The following is a 16,264-nucleotide window of genomic DNA, read 5'->3' as shown; positions in this document are numbered from 1 at the left end:
GACCATTGCTGAAGCATCGCCCGCTGGCTCTTGCTGAGGTGAATCTCGGCTGCGACCCGCATCGTGCCCCTCTGGCCGTTCGCCGCGAGGGTAACGTGGATAGTCCAATAGTGCCCTTTATTTATGAATCATATCACTAGGATCGCCAAGCTGGAGGAGACCATGAAGGGCGACGCGCAGCATATCCCCCATGTGGAGACCGGGGCCTACCCCCTGCGTTCCGGAAATCAGGTCGAGGCTCTGGTCGATGGCGAGAAGGCCTTTCGCACCATTCTCCGAGCCGTCGCCGATGCACGCGAATCGGTATGGGTGACCGTGGCCTTCCTCAAGGACGGGTTCGAGATGCCCGACGGGAATGGCAGCCTCTTCGATGTGCTCGATCGGGCCGTCGAACGAGGCCTCGACGTTCGGGTGATCTTCTGGCGGTCGCAGCCCCAGGAAGACGACATGCCGGGTGTCCACTTCCTCGGGACGGAAGCCCAGCGCCAGGCGTTGGCGGCGCGGGGCTCCAGGTTCAAGGCGCGTTGGGACGTACTCCCCGGCGAGCTATGCCACCACCAGAAGAGCTGGCTCGTGGATGCCGGTGCAGCCGGCGAGACTGCCTTCGTTGGAGGCATCAATCTGGATCCTGCCTCGGTGGTTGCACCCGGGCACGCACCCCGCGATGAAGGCAACATCCACGATGTCTATGTCTGCGTGCGCGGGCCGTCGGCGACGGACGTTCATCACAATTTCGTGCAGCGTTGGAACGAGGCGAGCGAACGCGAGCGCGAGGATGGAGCCTGGCCCGCAGCTGCCGCGTGCGACGACCTGCACTTTCCGGAAGATCTGACGGCAAGCTGCGGCGAGGTGCCCGTCCAGATCACACGCACCGTTCGACATGAGGTCTACACGAGCGAACATCCGACGCCGGGTGGCAAGCCGTTCGCAGTCGCTTCCGGCGAGAGCTCGGTGCTCGATCAATATACCGCTGCGATCGAGGCGGCCGAGCGTTCGATCTACATCGAAGACCAGGTCATCGCGTCACCGCCCATCATCGCTGGCCTCGCTGCTGCGCTCGAGCGAGGGGTCGAGGTCGTCTTCCTGGTGCCAGGAAACGCGCATCCGCAATTCGCGGAAGCGCGCAAGAACCCGAAGCTCGCTGCCCTCTTCGAGCCCCTTCACGCTCTCGGCCGCTTCGAGAACTTCTGCCTTGCAGGAATCGCCTCCAACGCCGGCCCCGCCAGGTACCACGATGTCTATGTTCACGCCAAGATCGCATTGGTCGATGACGCATGGGCGACCGTTGGCTCGACGAACGTCGCAGATCGCTCCTTTCGCGGCGATACCGAGATGAACGCCTCTTTCTGGCATCGTCCTACGGTGCAAGCGCTGCGCGTCGAACTCCTGCTCGAGCACCTGGGAATCGACACCGCCCACCTCGACGACGCTGCGGCGATGCGCCTCTACAGCGAGAAGGCAGGAACGAATGCTCATGCCCGGTCACTGGGCAAGCCTCTCGACGGCTTGGCATTCGAGATCGACCCCATTCGCTACGGCAGTTGATCGGTAGGGTGGCCTGGTAGGCGCGCCCATCAAGAAACGTTGGGCTCATCTCTTTGCTCGTCCAGGTGGTTCTTGAGCCGTTCCAGGAGCCGGTGAAGCTCCGAGACTTCAGATTGCTTCCAGCTCCGGAAATCGTCGGCGAAGACCGGCGCCAGCCGTGCCATGGCTGCATCTCGTGCACGAATGCCGCGCGGCGTGACCCGCAGGTGCTTCACGCGCGCGTCCATCTTGTCGGGGCGGGTCCGAAGAAAGCCTCCATCCAGAAGCTGGCGAACCGTCTTCGTGATGCCGGGCTGTTTGCGTTGGAATGCTCGTGCCAGGCTGCTCACGGTCCACTCCCGTTCCGGGTCGTGGCAGAAATGCAGCAGCAGTACGAATTGGGGATAGGGTAGATCGGTCTCCTGCACGATCTGGCTGTTTCGGCTTCGCACCAGTTGGGCGATCACGCCGATCCAGACGAGGATCTGCTCCTCCTTCGAGCGTTTCGGGCGCAGGATAATCTCCGGTTGAAAAAGATTCCCAGGAATGTAGAATACATTCCGTGGAATTCAAGCGCCTTGGAGGTATGGGATGAAGATCGTCGCTATCGGGATCGGAGCCGTGCTCGGGTTCTTCTTGCTGATGGGGCTTGCCCAGCTCGGCGCGTCCGAGTCCGGTGAAGTGCTGGTGTTGGAGACACTGGATGCCGAGGGCAAGCCCCAGGAGACGCGCATCTGGGTCGTAGATGATGCGGGCGCGATCTGGGTGCGGGGAGGTGAAGACTCGGGTTGGGTTCAGCGCTTGTTGCAGAACGCGGAGATCCGAGCGGAGCGCGATGGCAGCCGAACTCCCTTCCTGGCGGTGCCGGTCCGCGACCCGGCGGCGAGAGATCGCGTGAACGAATTGATGCGCGAGAAGTACGGATTCGCCGATCGCTTCATCGCGGTTTCCCTTGGCGATGCGGACCGAGCGGGTGCGCTTCCGATCCGGCTCGATCCGAGATGAGCACTCACGCCGGCGCCCGATGAGTCAGCCGGCCGGATCGATCCGCAGCGTGTAGCGGACACGGTCGGTACGGACACGCTCGCTCGAGCAGTTCAGCGAAGCGCCCATCTCCTCTACCGATTTCTGGACGAAGCCCTGGCCCACATACCGCGCGAGTTCGGGGTAGAGCTCAGCGCGATCGTAGGTAATCCAGATCTCGGTCGGATCCTCGGAGACCAGCTCATAGCCGAGCTCGAGGAAATCGAAGAGGTTGAGAACGACGCTGCCGACCAGGCGTGTGTGGCGGAGAGCCTCGAGGCCTTCGCCCAATTCGCGGTTCCCCGAAGCGTATTCCAGCTGTTGATAGCGTCCGCTCTCCTTCAGCTCGCGAAACATCGTGTGGCCCACGGAGACGGCGAGTTCCACGTTCTGGCCAAGGCAGAGATCCCAGCTTGCATCGATCAGCTCGGCAACCGCATCGGCCGGATACCAACGCGTGGGTTCGAGCTTTGCGTCGAGCAGGTCGACGGCAGGCGAGCTGAGCCGTACCTCGAGCTGTTCCCGGCTCAGGATGCCCTGCTCCAGCGCGCCGTGGAGGATTGCCACCTGTTGAATGGCTACGAGACCTTTGCTGGAAGCAGGCGGAATGGCGGAGCCCTCTCGGTGGGTGCGAGTACGGTCTTTTCGGAGGAATTCTGTTGTTCCTTGAGTTCTCGGGGCGTCCGGCTAGCGAGTCATCGATCCTGGCCATTGTCCTCCGGGAGGCCCAGGGCGGGCAGCGTCAGCCCCCAACGGATCGCGGCGCATCGCGTCGCGAAGGCGAGGCCGGCCGCAAACCAGGCGGCGTTTCCATCGGCGATTCCAAGGAGAGTGAAGCCATAGAAGGTCGCAGCGCCCACCAGGGCAGCTGTCGCGTAGAGCTCGCTGCGAAGGATGAGCGGAACGTCGCCAGCGATCACGTCGCGGAGCATCCCGCCAGCCACGGCGGAAATCACGCCCATCAGGAGACAGACGAGCGGATGGAAGCCCGCTGCGAGCGAGCTATCGGTGCCCAGGACGGAGAAGACCGCGAGCCCTGCCGCGTCCGCGATCTCGAGTAGCTGGCGGGGCCTGGCCAGGACTCCGCGGCCTACGAATGCGAGTGCTACTGCGCCCGCACAGACCAGGAGGTAGGTGGGGTCGGTCACCCAGAAGACAGGCCCTACATCGAGAACGAGATCTCGGAGTGTGCCCCCGCCGATCGCCGTGACCGTCGCCAGAACGAAGACCCCGAACAGGTCCATTCGCTTGCGCCCCGCGGCGAGTGCGCCCGAGATGGCAAACACGCCCACGCCCAGGAAGTTGAGGACTTGGGGAATCGGTTCCACGAGGCCTGCCCGTTCAGCCGCTGCTCTTGATGAGTGCGGCTATCAGGCCGGCGAGATCGGCCTTCATGCGGCGCTGCCAGGATTTTCGTTCCGGTCGTGAGAGCTGCTCCAGTTCGAAGCCGCGCAGGAACGCCAGCACGATCCGTGCATCACGCGCCGGGTGGTGGGAGCCGATCCGGCGCATGGCCAGTTGAAGCCCTTCGTCGATGCGATCTTGAAATGCACGGTACTCCGGTGCGAAGGAGGGCTCCCGAGCGATGGCGAGGATGAGTTCGAACTCGGCGGCCCAGGAGGTATTGGGGTTCCGAGATTCCTGAACGATGGTTTCGAAGATCAGGGAAACCGCATCTTCGGGGCCGACATCGCGATCCAGATAGCGCTCGCTCGCCTCGTCGATTTGAAGGATCGACTGCTCGGCGAAGAAGCGGAAGGCGTCCCGGATCATGTCCTCCTTGGTGGCGAAGTAGTAGGTCGTCGCCCGCAGAGGGGCCTCGGCCTCGGCCGCGACGGCCCGGTGGGTCACGGCGGCCACGCCATCCCTCGCCACGATGCGGAGGACGGCCTCCAGCAACTCCTGGCGGCGTTGAACCCCAGTGGCGTACCGACCTCTCTGGCTCCCGCGTTTCCCCGGTCCGGAGCCTTGTGCTTGCGCGCCGCTTTTCAACATGGTACAAATGTAGCAACTTCGGAATGAGGAGCCAGAGGCCGGTGCCGGAATCCCAATACATCCTCTCGATCGATCTGGGAACCGGCGGTCCGAAGGTCTCGTTGGTGCGGGAGGACGGAGCGATTGCCGCCAGCACGGTGCGGCCGGTCGAGAGCCTGGACGTCGGAGAAGGGGGTTTCGAGCAGGACGCCGAGCAGGTCTGGCTTGCCATCCTGAGCGCGGCCAAGCAGGTCGTCCACGAGGCTGACGTTCCGGCGCAGGCCGTGCTCGCGGTGAGTTGTGCGAGCCAGTATTTCTCGGTCGTTCCGATCGACGAGCGGGGTCATCCCGTCTCCAACTTGATTTCATGGATGGATACCCGCGGCGGAGCCCACACGCAGGCCCTCTACGGGCGGCATCCAGATGCGTTGTTTCGCTGGATCGAGATCAACGGAATGCTGCCGCTTCCCACTGGAAGCGATTCGCTCTCACATATGCTGTTCGTTCAACACGAGAAGCCCGATGTCTACGAGCGGGCCTACAAATTCGTCGAGCCGGCAGACTACGTCACCACGCGGCTCACAGGGGTCTGCACCTCGAACCCCTGCACTGCATTCGCCCAACTGCTCACGGACAACAGGCGGCTCGACGCCGTCCGCTATGACGACGAACTCCTGGGTCTCTCTGGAATCGATCTGGACAAGCTCCCGGAACTCGTGCCGGTGAATACGTGCATTGGAAGCCTGACGCGCGAAGTTGCAGCCGAGATAGGCCTCTCTCCCGAGACGAAGGTCTTCACTGGCGTGAACGATACCCACGCCGTGTCCATCGGTACCGGTGTCTTCCAGGGCCGCTATGGAGGCATCAACATCGGGACGACTTGCCAGGTCCTCGGTTTCGTGGACGAGAAGGGTTCCGACCTCGAGCACAGCATCCTGGCCATGCCGAGCCCCATTCCGGGACGCTATTCGGTGATGGCAGAATGCGGGCTCGGTGCAAAGCCCCTCGAGCACTTTCTCAAGCAGGTGGTCTTCGCCAGCGATGAGTTGGCGGACCACTCGATCGAAGATCCGTTCGCCAACGTCGAGAAGACACTGGTTTCCGTCCCGCCCGGAAGTGGCGGTCTGATCTACATGCCTTGGCTCACGGGTGCGCATTCTCCAAGAACCAGTGATGCCATGCGCGGGGGGTTCCTCGGCTTCTCGCTCGACACGACCCGTGCCCAGATGCTTCGGGCTGTTCTCGAAGGCGTGAGTTTCCACCTGCGCTGGTTGCTTCCAGAGGTCGAGGCCTTCACAGGGCGGGAGTTCGGCGAGCTGAACTTCGCTGGGGGCGGGGCGGTCTCGGATGAGTGGTCGCAGATGCTCGCGGATGTCATGGGTCGTCCCGTTCGGCAGCTGGCAGAGGCGCGCTACGTGAACAACCGCGCCACTGCGTTTCTTGCGTTCGAGCAGTTGGGCATCGTTGCGCTGGACGACATCGAAGAGCATTGTCCGATTCGTCGCACCTACCATCCGAGGCCCGAGAGCCAGCACACCTACGAGCGGATGTTCGAGCAATTCGTTCGGGCCTTCGAACAGAACCTCCCGATCTTCGAGGCACTGAATGCCTGATGTCGGCGATCCGGGCCTTGCACCGGAGGAGATTCGTGCTCACGTCGAGGCAGCAGCTTCCGCCGCCGAGGCCGCCGGACCGATCGCCTTGCGCTACTTCCGTACGGGTGTCGAGGTAGCGAACAAAGCCGCCGGAGGAGCTTTCGATCCCGTGACCTGCGCGGACCGGGAAGTCGAGGCGTCGATCCGCGCCGACCTGGCTCGCGTGTACCCGGGCTACGGGTTTCTTGGCGAAGAGACTGGGACCGTCGAGTCCGATTCCCCCCTTCGCTGGGTGATCGATCCGATCGACGGGACTCGCGCGTTCATCAGCGGTGTTCCCGCCTGGGGGACACTGATCGGGCTGACCTCCGCCCGGGAATGTCTCGCCGGAGTGATGCACCAGCCTTATCTGCGGGAGACGTTCCTGGGAACACAGGAAGGCGCATGGCTGAGACGAGACGGAAAGGAGCATGCGCTACGAACAAGCTCCACCACCGGGCTTTCGGCGGCAATCCTCTATTGCACGCATCCGAGCATGTTCGTGTCCGACCGCGACCGCATGGGCTTCGAGCGGGTGGCCGCAGCGAGTCGGATGATGCGCTACGGCGGCGATTGTTATTCCTACGCCCTCCTGGCCATGGGCCAGATCGATCTGGTCATCGAGGGAAGTCTCGAACCCTACGACATCATCCCGCTGATCCCGATTGTGGAAGGCGCTGGCGGCATCGTGACCGACGTCCAGGGCGGGCCAGCCTTGGAAGGTGGCCTCGTCGTGGCCGCCGCCAATCGCGAGCTTCACAGCCGCGCACTGAAATCGTTCAACTCCTGAACGCTCGCTCAGCGAGCAAACCGAGGTAATACCATGGCAGACGAACAGAAGAGCCCGATGGGCGATCTCTACCCCTACGCCGAACGGCTGGGCGTCATCCGTCGCTTCCCCGAGAAGGGCCGGCCTCGCCAGGAGATCCTGAATGAGCTTCGGGAGATTGCAGGGGAGGAGGACAGCTTCTGGCAGACGGGCCAGTGTTCCGGAACGATGTACTGCGGTGATACGGAGCACTACGCGTTCCTGAACGAGGTCTTCTCCGAATACGCCCATGTGAACGCGCTGCAGCGCGACATCTGCCCCAGCGCAACGCGTTTCGAGAGCGAGATCACTGCGATGGCGCTCGACATGATGAACGCCGATGCGGCGGTGGGCGAAGGCGACGACGCCCGGGCTTGCGGCTCGGTGACCTCGGGTGGGACCGAGAGCATCCTCACGTCGGTCCTGATGTATCGGGACAAGTTCCGCGCCGAAGGTGGCATCACCGAGCCCGAGATGATCCTCCCTTCGACCGCCCATCCTGCTTTCGAGAAGGGCGCCCACCTGTTTGGCGTCAAGGTGATTCATGTGCCAGTGGATCCGGAGAGCACGCTTGTTGATGTGGATCTCGTGTGTGACCAGATCAACGAGAACACCATCATGATCGTCGGCTCCGCCGGCAACTACCCGTACGGCACCATCGATCCCATCGAGGAGCTCTCCGGGTTGGCCGCGGAGCGGAACATCGGCCTGCACGTCGATGGCTGCCTGGGTGGATTCATCCTGCCCTGGGGCCAGCAGTTGGGCTACGACATCCCCGTATTCGATTTCCGTTTGCCGGGCGTGACGAGCATCTCGGCCGACACGCATAAGTACGGGTTCGGCTTGAAGGGAACTTCGGTCCTCTTGTGCCGCGATCGGGCCCTGCGCCGCTATCAGTATTTCGCGACACCGGAGTGGCCCGGTGGCAAGTACAACTCGCCGGGAATCGCGGGCAGCAGATCGGGCGGTTTGCTGGCGTCGGCCTGGGCTTCGATGGTTAGCCTGGGCCGCGAGGGCTTCCTCGGTTACGCCAAGGCGATCTTCGAGACCAGCTTCGCGATGCAGGACCTCGTGAACAGCCATCCCGAGCTCAAGATGATGGGCAAGCCCACCTTCTGCTTCTCGTTCTCCTCGGATCGCTTCGACATCTACCATGTGAATGATTTCATGAAGGAGCGCGGCTGGCGCTTCAATGGGCAGCAGTATCCGAATGCGATCCATATGTGCGTAACGCGGCCGCAGACCCAACCAGGCGTGGTGGAGAAATTTGCGGAGGATCTGGATGCGGCGGTTAAGTACGCACTCGATCCGCCGAACGAGGCTCCCATCTCGGCGGCGATCTACGGCGGCCTTCCGGCGGAGATCCCCGGAGCCCAGGAGATGGTGAAGGGAATCCTGTTCAAGTACCTGGATTCCTGTCAGGACCTTCCCCCGACGGAGCGGGGGTGAGACCGGGAAGCGGGAGTCGGGGATGACGCCCAGGGTCGTCCTGATCACCGGGGCATCCGCCGGCTTCGGCAAGGCCAGTGCCGAGCATCTGGCTCGGCTTGGCCACCAGGTCTACGGAACGAGTCGCCGAGCGGAGTTCCCGGATTCCGGGGACCTCGGTGCGGCGCCGTTCATGATCCCGATGGACGTGGGTGACGCCGCCTCCGTAGACAGGGCGGTAGATTTCATCCTGAAGCGCGAAGGCCGGATCGACGTGGTCGTGAACAACGCTGGGATTGGCATGGCAGGTGCTGTGGAGGACACGTCGGTCGAGGAGGCCAGGGCGCTCTTCGAGACCAACTTCTTCGGCGTGTTGCGGGTCTGTCGCGCTGTCCTGCCCACGCTCCGGGCCCAGGGTTCGGGCCTCATCGTGAATGTCAGCTCGCTCGGGGGCCTCGTCACGATTCCGTTCCAGGGCTTCTATTCGGCGTCGAAGTACGCGCTCGAATCGATGTCGGACGCGTTGCGCATGGAGATCCGTACGTTCGGTGTCCATGTGGTCTTGCTCGAGCCGGGTGATTTCAAGACCGACTTCACGGAGAGTCGCCTCTTCACGGCCGAGAACGGCGAAGGCTCGGCCTACGGCGAGGCGTGTCGCCGGGCCGTGGCGGTGATGGAACGAGACGAGCAGGGCGGCGCGGACCCCCGGGAGTTCGCGGAAGCCTTGGCGAAGATCATTGCCAACCCGTCGCCTGCGAATCGGTACCCGGTGGGCGCCCTGAGCCAGAGGCTGGCCGTGGCTGCGCGACGCGTCGTTCCATCGGCGCTTCTCGACAGGGCCCTACGGGGTATCTACAAGCTCTGACCGCGCGGAACGCAGTAGAACGACTGCAGGTGAAGGCTCGGCGCTTCGGTAGGCAGTGAGAGGAGGGTGCTGGTGGTCTCTCATCCGGCATACTCCTTGCTGAGGGGATGAACATGAATATCCGACAACGATCGACCCTGGGCGAAGAGATCGCCAATAGCATCAGCCACGGCCTGGGACTCGTAGCGGCCGTCCTGGCCCTGCCGATCCTGACGGCTTCCGCGTTGGAGCGGGGTGAGATGGCAGAGGTGGTGGGCGCGTTCGTGTTCGCCATCACGATGATCCTACTCTACCTGGCCTCGACCCTCTATCACGCATTGCCCGCCGGCCCGGCCAAGCGTGTCTTCCGTGTCATCGACCACTCCGCGATCTACCTGTTCATCGCCGGCAGCTACACACCGTTTACCCTGGGCGTGCTTCGCGGGGACCTGGGCTGGGCTCTGCTTGGTGCGGTCTGGACCCTCGCATTGGCGGGCGTCGTGTGGAAGACGACGGGTATCCGTGTCCACCCGGTCTGGTCGACCGGTCTCTATCTGGCGATGGGGTGGCTCGTCCTGCTCGCCATCAAGCCACTCACAGACCGGATGCCGGCTGATGACCTCTTCTGGCTGGTGGCCGGCGGGCTCGCCTACACCGCTGGGGTGGGCTTCTACGCAGCGACTCGCCTGCGCTATGGGCACTTCATCTGGCATTTGTTCGTACTGGCGGGCAGTGGCTGTCATGCCGTGGCCGTCTGGCGTTGCGCTGCCTAGGGAGCGGTCCATGATCAGGTCCGCCGCCGGTCAGGAACACCTGAGACAACGTCGAATCAAGGAAGACTGACAACGCCGATGCCATCGACGTCGGGCGTGGGCGTGATGAGCCCGCGCCCGAGATGGACGCATTGCCGTTCAGGCTCTCGAGTCGAGGCTCTACGGCCAGATGCCTCGCGCCAGCGCCACGCTGGCGACCCGCTCGATGGCAAGCACGTAGGCTGCCGAGCGCAACGTCACTTCGCCCTCCGGAACTTCTGGAACCGGATGCTTGGCGCGGGTCTCCTCGAGGGCCTCGCGGATGGCTGGCAGGCGTTGTTGCAGCTCCGCCTGGCTGGCCAGCACGTCACGGGTGGCGCGGGTCATGCGTAGGTGCAGCTTCTGTTGCACCTCCTCCAGATCCCACTGCTTGTTCTCGGTGTTCTGGACCCATTCGAAATAGCTGACCACGACACCGCCGGCGTTGGCCAGGATGTCGGGCAGTACGTGGATTCCCCGCTCCGCGAGGATCTGGTCTGCTTCGGGGGTCGTCGGCCCGTTCGCGCCTTCGACCACCAGCTTCGCGGCGACCCGGGGTGCGTTGTCCCGACGGATCTGTCCGCCAAGTGCCGCCGGTACGAGGATGTCGCACGGGAGTTCGAGCAGTTGTTTGTTCGTGATGGTGGTCGTACCGGCCAGTCCGACGACGCTGCCGACCTCGCGGCGGTGCTCTCGAACGGCCTCCGGATCCAGGCCCTCCTTGTTCAGGATGCCGCCTTGCGAATCGCTCACGGCGATGATCCGCGCGCCTTCCTCCCGGAAGAGATCGACCACGTGGGTGCCGACGTTGCCCCAACCCTGGACGACGACGTCAGCGCCGGCGAGCGAACTGCGGCCTGGGAGGATGCAGCCGTCGAGGGCGCTCTGGGTGGCGTAGAGGATGCCTCGGCCCGTTGCCTCCTCGCGGCCTTGCGAGCCACCCAGATCCAGGGGTTTGCCCGTGACCACCGGCAGGTTGTTCGCTCCCGGATGGAGTGCCTCGTACGTGTCGTAGACCCAGGCCATGGTCTGGGCGCTGGTGTTCACGTCCGGCGCCGGAATATCGGTCTGTGGACCGATGCAGTCGCCCAGTTCCGAGATGTACCGCCGCGTGATGCGCCGAAGGTCCGCTTCGTCCAACTCCTTCGGGTTGCAGGCAACGCCGCCCTTGGCCCCGCCGAAGGGAACATCCGCTACCGCGCACTTCCAGGTCATCCATGAAGCCAGCGCGCGCACCTCGTCCGCAGTGACCTCGGGGTGGTACCGGACGCCGCCTTTTCCGGGCCCGCGGACGCGACTGTGCAGCACACGATGCCCGGTGAACATCTGCACGTCGCCGTCCTCCGTGAGCACAGGGAACTCTACGGTGACCGTGCGGCGGGGTCGCTTGAAGAACTCGATCAGCCCGGTCTTCAAGTGCGGGAGATACCCGGAGGCCTGATCGAACTGGGCCCGGGCCATGTGGTACGGGTTCAGGTCTTCGTCCGTTGCCTCGGGAATCTCGTGCGGCTCCGACATGGCTGCGTTCCTTCACCGGTTGGTGTTCACGGGATCTGTCTTGCACGGGGCGTGCCGCGCTATCGCAAGCGGAGGACACCTTCGCGGCTCCGCTTCGGGGCAAATTACCGTAGTCGCGTCCTCGCGCCTCATGGCTCCGCGAGCCGGGTCGGCGATTCCAACTCGATTCCAGCTTCCAGTGAACGAGGTCCGGCGAATCGAAGCGTCGCAATCTCGGGGAGATCCTCGCGAAGATGCGTGTTCGTGAGGCCGGGGTTCCCGTAGGAGGTTGGAACTGGGGTTTCGATGTTTTGGGGCCGGAACTCTGGGCGGCGCTAGGCAATGAAGATCCGCCCGATCGATGCGCTACCAGGTTAGAGTGTGTGGATGTTCACCCGATAGCTTCGATGGACTCTCGCTGCAGCCATGGTTGCATCGCCTGCCCTGGCGAACAACGGCGGAATCTTCGGCTACAGCGGGGGCCCTGGCTCTCACACCGGGACGCGTGGCGCGCATCGGCGTCACGTTCGCCCTCCTCGTCGCGGCGTACCTCGCGCGGCAGCAGCATCTCATCGACATGATGGTTGGCGAGACCAGGGAGTTCTATTTCTGGTTCTTTCTCGGCGGCGTCCTGGTCGGCCAACTGAGCCACGAGCCACGGATTCGGTCGCTGGTCAGGAGCAAGCCCGCTGGTGTCGTGCTCACCGCGGGTTCTCTGTTCGTTGGCGGATTCCTCGTCATGAGTTCGAACGCCATGGTCGTGGATTTCTGGCGTCCCCTGTTCCCTGGCTTGGGTGCGGGGTTCTCACTCAACGGCTGGGCGCAACCCGAACTGTGGCTGACCCTCTTCAGTCTGTTGACGATCGACGTAGTGTCGCGCCCGAAGGGACTGGTCGGACGCATTCTCGCGTTGCGGTTCGTGCGTCTGGCGGGCTTGCTCAGCTACAGCAAGTACCTCTTTCACCTTCCCGTGATGCTGATCCTGGCATCTCGAATCGTCGATCCGGAAGGCCTGTTTGCTGCCACACTGGCCATTTCATATGGGGTCGCCTGGCTGGCCTACATCCTGGTCGAACGTCCCGCGTTGGGCCTGAAATCGAAATATGTGCGTGACGGGACTCGACCAGCGCCGGAACGGGTCCCCTGAAATCTGCGGCGTCCGCAGGTATGGTCTGTTCTTCCTGGGGGCTTCGAGGTGTGGTGATGAACGATTGGGGAATCTCTGCTGAGGCGGCGGAGTTGCATGCAGATGCGCTTGTCTTGGATATGACCCAGCCCATCATCACTCCCGGGAGTGCCGAGCGTAGGGAGAACCTCTTCGACCGGATCGCCGGGGCGGGCTTCGATTTCGTATCGATCACCCTTGCTATCGACGGGATGGACCTGCGCGCCGCAGCCCAGCAGCTCGTCAACTACCGCCGCTTCGTGGCGGACCGTGCGGAACGATGCGTGCTCGTCGAATCCGTGGCGGACATCGCGCGAGCCCGCGAGCAGGGGCTGCTGGCGGTGGGCTTCCACTTTCAGGGAACCGCACCCTTCGAGGACAACCTGGATTGGGTGGAAATCTTCTACCGATTGGGCGTGAGACACGCGCTCATGGCCTACAACGAGCCCAACCGCGTTGGCGTGGGTTGCCACGTGGAAGAGGACACGGGTCTGACGGAGTTCGGCCGAGCGCTGATTGGCGAGATGAACCGTGTGGGCATGATCGTCGATTGCGCCCATACCGGTTACCGCACCACGATGGAGACCTTCGAGACTTCCCAGGCGCCTGCGATCATCTCGCATACCAATGTCCGTGAGCTATGCGATCACCCTCGTTGTGTATGGGACGACCAGATCGTGGCCTGTGCCGAGCAGGGTGGCGTGATCGGGATGACCTGTCTCAGCGGATTCCTGGGTGGCGAAGGGGCGACGCCCGCACGCATCGTGGACCACATCGACCACGTGGTGCAATTGGTGGGGCCGAGCCACGTGGGCTTCGGGCTCGACTATGTCTACGATCTTCCGAGCTTTGAAGCCTTCGTTGCAAAGCTGCCCGACAAGTATCCTCCTGGCAGTGGGTACACCGACATGAGGCAACTCGAGCTCGAAGAAGCGCCGAGGATTACCGAGGAGTTGCTGCTCCGGGGATACGGCGAGAAGGACATCCGAGGCATTCTCGGCGAGAACTGGCTTCGCGTGTGTGGAGAGATCTGGAAGTAGGTGAGCAATCACGATTTCATCGTCATCGGCGCCGGAATCGCTGGTGCTTCGGCCGCCTACGAACTCCAGAAGCATGGTTCCGTGGTGTTGCTGGAGCGCGAGCCCCTTCCCGGTCACCACACGACCGGTCGCTCGGCTGCGTTCCTGGTACCCAGCTACGGGAGCGCCACGGTAGGCAGGCTCACCCGGGCAGGGCGAGGCTTCTTGGAGCAGCCGCCCGAAGGCTTCGTCGATTTCCCTCTGGTGACGCCGAACCCGGTCCTCTGGATCGGCCGTGACGACCAGCGGGCCAGTCTGGCCAGGGCTCTGGCCAACGGGCTCGAGACCGGCGCGGAGCTGCGGGAGGTCGATCCCGTCGCAGCGCGCGAGCTGTGTCCGGTGCTGCGCGATGGCTACCTGGCCGGTGCGGTGGTGGAGCCGGGCGCCATGCACATCGACGTTGCCGGCCTGCTCGACGGGTTCCTTCGCGGCTTCCGGCGCCGCGGCGGTGAGCTGGCGACGAAGGCGGATGTCGTACGGATCGAGCCCGCTGGCGATGCCTGGGAGGTCGATGCCGGGGGGCGGACCTGGCGCGCAGCGGCCATCGTCAACGCTGCGGGAGCATGGTGCGACGAGATGGGGCGCCTGGCCGGCGCTCGGTCGATCGGTCTGCGGCCGCTCCGGCGCACGGCCATCACCTTCGATCCGCCTGCGGGCAGCAAGATTCGCACCTGGCCCCTGGTGATCGATGCCGACGAAGAATTCTATCTGAAGCCCGAGGGCGCCCAGTTGCTTGCATCGCCATGCGACGAAACGCCTTCCGAACCCTGCGATGCATCGCCTGACGAATTCGACGTGGCGCTCGCAGCGGATCGCGTGCAACGCGCGACGACTCTGCAGTTGGACCACATCCGCCGGAGCTGGGCGGGTTTGCGGAGCTTCGTGGCCGACCGCTCGCCGGTGATCGGGATGGACCCGGAGCGCCCGGGATTCTTCTGGCTCGCGGGCCAGGGCGGCTTCGGCATCATGACGTCTCCGGCCGCGGCCCGCGCGGCGGCCGGATTGCTCGTAGACGGGTCTCTCCCAGCCGATCTGCAGGCGCTGGGGTTGACGCGAGAGGATCTATCGCCGGAACGGTTGAGCAGCCGAACCCCCTGGAGGCCGAGATGAACGGATCGTCCAAGAGCGCCCGCGGCGGCTTCGCCAGCCGTCTCGGCTTCATGTGGGCAGCCGTCGGAAGCGCAGTAGGCCTCGGCAACATCTGGAAGTTCCCGTACATCACGGGTGAGTACGGGGGCGGTGCCTTCGTCCTCACCTACCTGGTCTGCATCCTCGTGGTGGGCCTTCCTCTGATGTATTCCGAACTCATCATTGGACGCCGAGGAGGCAAGGACATCCTGGGAGCCTTGCGGGATCTCACGAAAGAGGCCGGCCTGCCCGGGACCCTGCTGAGCTGGCTCACCGGAGCCATGGCGGTGCTCACCGGATTTCTCATCCTGTCGTTCTATGCCGTGGTGGCAGGCTGGGCCGTGCATTTCTTTGTGCTCTCTGTCGGAGGGCTCGAGCTGAATGGAGGGGCCGGCGAGACCTTCGGCGCCCTCGTGGCGAACGGTCCCCTCGCCGCGATCTGGCACACCGTATTCATGGCGATCACGATCTTCGTCGTCACGCGGGGTGTCCAGGGTGGCATCGAGGCAGCGTGCAAGATCCTGATGCCGACACTCGTCGGGATTCTCGGCATCTTGTTGGTCTACGTCGCCTTCACCGGTGGGCTGGGAGAGTCCCTGATCTTCCTGTTCAGACCGGATTTCTCGAAGCTGAGTGGCGACGCGGTACTCGAGGCTCTCGGCCATGCCTTCTTCACACTCTCCCTCGGCATGGGAGTCATGGTCACCTATGGCTCGTACCTGAAGGATGAGATCCACGTCCTGCGGGATGGCTTCTGGGTCGCCGTGCTCGATACGGTCATCGCCTTGATGGCCGGAGCCGTCATCTTTGCCGTCGTCTTCAGCAACGATCTCGAGCCGTCTGCGGGCCCGGGCCTGCTCTTCGCGACCTTGCCCGGCCTCTTCGTGGGAATGCCAGGCGGGGCGCTGGTGTCGACGGCGTTCTTCCTGCTCGTCGTCTTCGCGGCGCTTTCCTCCGCGATCTCATTGCTCGAGGTCGTGGTCGCCTACATGGTCGACGAATTCGGGGTGCTGCGGCTTTGGGCCACGCTTGGCATGGGCTTCGCGATCTGGTTGCTCGGGCTCGCTTCGGCTTTCGGTCTGAACATGCCAGGCTTCCTTCCCGAAGCCCTGGGTGGCGGTCAGGCCGTCCTCGACACGTTGGACAACCTCACCACCAAGTATCTCCTCCCCCTGGGCGGGTTGCTGATTGCGGTCGCTGCGGGATGGATGCTCTCGAAGCAGGACCGCGAGAGCGGATTCTCGGCCCTTCCCGGGAATGGCGGCCTGCTCGTATCGAGCTGGACCTTCCTCATCCGCTTCGTGACGCCCGTACTGATTCTCCTGGTCATCCTGAAAGGGATCGGCATCATCGACTTCAGCGATTGACG

General features: G+C 63.8%; 15 protein-coding genes and 1 pseudogene. 11 read left to right on the top strand and 5 right to left on the bottom strand.

Annotated elements, in window-relative coordinates; translation table 11 throughout:
• Positions 1-162: 162 nt before the first annotated feature.
• Complete coding sequence (locus tag GY937_28880; GenBank protein MCP5060730.1) at positions 163-1,545, top strand: phosphatidylserine/phosphatidylglycerophosphate/cardiolipin synthase family protein; 1,383 nt, start codon at positions 163-165, stop codon at positions 1,543-1,545.
• 29 nt (positions 1,546-1,574) lie between these two features.
• Here the strand turns inward: GY937_28880 and GY937_28875 are convergent, their stop codons facing one another.
• Positions 1,575-1,991 (bottom strand): winged helix-turn-helix transcriptional regulator, encoded by a 417-nt coding sequence (locus tag GY937_28875; GenBank protein ID MCP5060729.1) that lies wholly within the window; start codon positions 1,989-1,991, stop codon positions 1,575-1,577.
• Between the two features lie 124 nt (positions 1,992-2,115).
• Between GY937_28875 and GY937_28870 the strand changes: the two genes are divergently transcribed.
• The gene (locus GY937_28870) at positions 2,116-2,529 is read left to right on the top strand and encodes a DUF2255 family protein (GenBank protein ID MCP5060728.1); all 414 of its coding nucleotides are present in this window, start codon (positions 2,116-2,118) and stop codon (positions 2,527-2,529) included.
• 24 nt (positions 2,530-2,553) lie between these two features.
• On the opposite strand, the gene GY937_28865 is transcribed toward GY937_28870, so the two are convergent.
• The 3 genes and pseudogenes from GY937_28865 to GY937_28855 all read right to left on the bottom strand — a co-directional run bounded on the left by GY937_28865 (position 2,554) and on the right by GY937_28855 (position 4,542).
• Complete coding sequence (locus GY937_28865; protein ID MCP5060727.1) at positions 2,554-3,114, bottom strand: hypothetical protein; 561 nt, start codon at positions 3,112-3,114, stop codon at positions 2,554-2,556.
• A 128-nt stretch (positions 3,115-3,242) separates the two neighbouring features.
• Positions 3,243-3,854, bottom strand: a pseudogene (locus GY937_28860) (trimeric intracellular cation channel family protein).
• 34 nt (positions 3,855-3,888) lie between these two features.
• Positions 3,889-4,542 (bottom strand): TetR/AcrR family transcriptional regulator, encoded by a 654-nt coding sequence (locus GY937_28855; protein ID MCP5060726.1) that lies wholly within the window; start codon positions 4,540-4,542, stop codon positions 3,889-3,891.
• A 41-nt stretch (positions 4,543-4,583) separates the two neighbouring features.
• On the opposite strand from GY937_28855, the gene GY937_28850 reads away from it, so the two are divergent.
• The 5 genes from GY937_28850 (at position 4,584) to GY937_28830 (ending at position 10,008) form a co-directional block, all read left to right on the top strand.
• Positions 4,584-6,134 (top strand): carbohydrate kinase, encoded by a 1,551-nt coding sequence (locus GY937_28850; GenBank protein ID MCP5060725.1) that lies wholly within the window; start codon positions 4,584-4,586, stop codon positions 6,132-6,134.
• The gene (gene hisN, locus GY937_28845; protein ID MCP5060724.1) at positions 6,127-6,945 is read left to right on the top strand and encodes a histidinol-phosphatase; all 819 of its coding nucleotides are present in this window, start codon (positions 6,127-6,129) and stop codon (positions 6,943-6,945) included. The genes GY937_28850 and hisN overlap by 8 nt, the downstream gene beginning before the upstream one ends.
• Before the next feature lie 57 nt (positions 6,946-7,002).
• The gene (locus GY937_28840) at positions 7,003-8,412 is read left to right on the top strand and encodes an aspartate aminotransferase family protein (GenBank protein ID MCP5060723.1); all 1,410 of its coding nucleotides are present in this window, start codon (positions 7,003-7,005) and stop codon (positions 8,410-8,412) included.
• A 22-nt stretch (positions 8,413-8,434) separates the two neighbouring features.
• Positions 8,435-9,256 (top strand): SDR family oxidoreductase, encoded by an 822-nt coding sequence (locus GY937_28835; GenBank protein MCP5060722.1) that lies wholly within the window; start codon positions 8,435-8,437, stop codon positions 9,254-9,256.
• 107 nt (positions 9,257-9,363) lie between these two features.
• Positions 9,364-10,008: a hemolysin III family protein gene (locus tag GY937_28830; GenBank protein MCP5060721.1), complete on the top strand. Its 645-nt coding sequence runs from the start codon at positions 9,364-9,366 to the stop codon at positions 10,006-10,008.
• Positions 10,009-10,167: 159 nt separating this feature from the next.
• Here the strand turns inward: GY937_28830 and GY937_28825 are convergent, their stop codons facing one another.
• A complete protein-coding gene (locus GY937_28825; GenBank protein ID MCP5060720.1) occupies positions 10,168-11,544 on the bottom strand; it encodes a Glu/Leu/Phe/Val dehydrogenase in 1,377 nt (458 codons plus the stop codon).
• A gap of 484 nt (positions 11,545-12,028) precedes the next feature.
• Between GY937_28825 and GY937_28820 the strand changes: the two genes are divergently transcribed.
• Genes GY937_28820 through GY937_28805 form a run of 4 tightly spaced genes read left to right on the top strand, consistent with a single transcriptional unit; the run spans position 12,029 to position 16,262 of the window.
• A complete protein-coding gene (locus GY937_28820; protein ID MCP5060719.1) occupies positions 12,029-12,670 on the top strand; it encodes an acyltransferase in 642 nt (213 codons plus the stop codon).
• Between the two features lie 56 nt (positions 12,671-12,726).
• The gene (locus GY937_28815) at positions 12,727-13,728 is read left to right on the top strand and encodes a peptidase M19 (GenBank protein MCP5060718.1); all 1,002 of its coding nucleotides are present in this window, start codon (positions 12,727-12,729) and stop codon (positions 13,726-13,728) included.
• Positions 13,729-14,877 carry an FAD-binding oxidoreductase gene (locus tag GY937_28810; GenBank protein MCP5060717.1) on the top strand — a complete coding sequence of 383 codons (1,149 nt, stop codon included), beginning with the start codon at positions 13,729-13,731 and terminating at the stop codon, positions 14,875-14,877.
• Positions 14,874-16,262, top strand: a complete 1,389-nt coding sequence (locus tag GY937_28805) for a sodium-dependent transporter (GenBank protein MCP5060716.1) — start codon at positions 14,874-14,876, stop codon at positions 16,260-16,262. The genes GY937_28810 and GY937_28805 overlap by 4 nt, the downstream gene beginning before the upstream one ends.
• The last annotated feature ends 2 nt before the right edge of the window (positions 16,263-16,264 follow it).

The sequence above is a fragment of the bacterium genome (assembly GCA_024228115.1).
In the GTDB taxonomy this organism is placed as follows: Bacteria; Myxococcota_A; UBA9160; order UBA9160; family UBA6930.
This window is presented reverse-complemented; position numbering and strand designations above follow the sequence as displayed.

Bases quoted from the DNA above. Each gene is read 5' to 3' on its own strand.
- GY937_28830 (MCP5060721.1), top strand. From the start codon at position 9,364: ATGAACATGAATATCCGACAACGATCGACCCTGGGCGAAGAGATCGCC.
- GY937_28815 (MCP5060718.1), top strand. From the start codon at position 12,727: ATGAACGATTGGGGAATCTCTGCTGAGGCGGCGGAGTTGCATGCAGAT.
- GY937_28870 (MCP5060728.1), top strand. From the start codon at position 2,116: ATGAAGATCGTCGCTATCGGGATCGGAGCCGTGCTCGGGTTCTTCTTG.
- hisN (MCP5060724.1), top strand. From the start codon at position 6,127: ATGCCTGATGTCGGCGATCCGGGCCTTGCACCGGAGGAGATTCGTGCT.
- GY937_28840 (MCP5060723.1), top strand. From the start codon at position 7,003: ATGGGCGATCTCTACCCCTACGCCGAACGGCTGGGCGTCATCCGTCGC.
- GY937_28825 (MCP5060720.1), bottom strand. From the start codon at position 11,544: ATGTCGGAGCCGCACGAGATTCCCGAGGCAACGGACGAAGACCTGAAC.
- GY937_28835 (MCP5060722.1), top strand. From the start codon at position 8,435: ATGACGCCCAGGGTCGTCCTGATCACCGGGGCATCCGCCGGCTTCGGC.
- GY937_28855 (MCP5060726.1), bottom strand. From the start codon at position 4,542: ATGTTGAAAAGCGGCGCGCAAGCACAAGGCTCCGGACCGGGGAAACGC.
- GY937_28805 (MCP5060716.1), top strand. From the start codon at position 14,874: ATGAACGGATCGTCCAAGAGCGCCCGCGGCGGCTTCGCCAGCCGTCTC.
- GY937_28880 (MCP5060730.1), top strand. From the start codon at position 163: ATGAAGGGCGACGCGCAGCATATCCCCCATGTGGAGACCGGGGCCTAC.